Genomic DNA, 858 nt, shown 5'->3' with positions numbered 1-858 from the left:
AGACGAACTAAAGGCCTGATTATGGAAACTAAAACCAAGAAACCTGGGTTTCTCGCACGACTCTTTTTCGGTTCAGCACTTGCTTTTGGCGCAAGCCAAGCAGCGGCTGACAACTGCTACATCATGGTTCACGGCCATGGAACAGACGGCTCATTCAAAAGCGGCACAAACCAACCTGCTTTAGATTATTGGAGCAACTACAACTTTAGCGAGTATGCTGGAAACAGCGCGATCACCGAGCTTATTGCTGGTTCAACAGATAACTACGCAATTGTCGGCTACAACTCTACAGACGAAGCGGGCTATCAATGGTGGCGCGATGAAGCGGCAGGTGAAATTGCACGTCAAATCATTGCAATTCGCCAAGGTAATGGCGATGGCTACATTCACCCTGAAGCGAACACACAATGTGCTGCCAATGACACTTTCTGGGTAGTTAGCCACAGCCAAGGCGCAACGGAAATGATGTACATTGCGGGCAACGCACTAGCGGGCTCTCCAAACTACAACACGGCCTACACACCTTCAGGTGGTGTGTCTGTAAATTTCGACGCTGCGATGTCAGGTCTGGCAGGCATATTCACACTTGGTGGAGCAATCGGTGGAACCGAAGGTGCTGACCGCGTATGTAATGGCAACTGGCTTGATAGTATTATCAACTTCGCATTCCTAGGCCAAGACTGTAATGCTAGCGTAGAGTGGTTACAAACATTCGACTCTTATGCTGTGAAGAGCTACATCGGTTCTAACCTAGGCGCACCAATCTACGTGATGGGTGGTTATAAGGGCTTCCCAGGCCTTGAAGGCGCTTCGTCTGGCTTAATCAAGGGTGAAGATGATGGCTACATCAACCTTGCA

The 858-nt window shown here is 49.3% G+C and carries 1 protein-coding gene; it reads left to right on the top strand.

Annotation, left to right across the window (positions count from 1 at the left end):
• Positions 1-21 precede the first annotated feature (21 nt).
• Positions 22-858, top strand: an 837-nt coding sequence (locus tag A3738_RS03925) for a hypothetical protein (protein ID WP_068763372.1), incomplete at its 3' end; no start/stop codon positions are given.

The organism is Oleiphilus sp. HI0066, from assembly GCF_001635725.1.
This window is presented reverse-complemented; position numbering and strand designations above follow the sequence as displayed.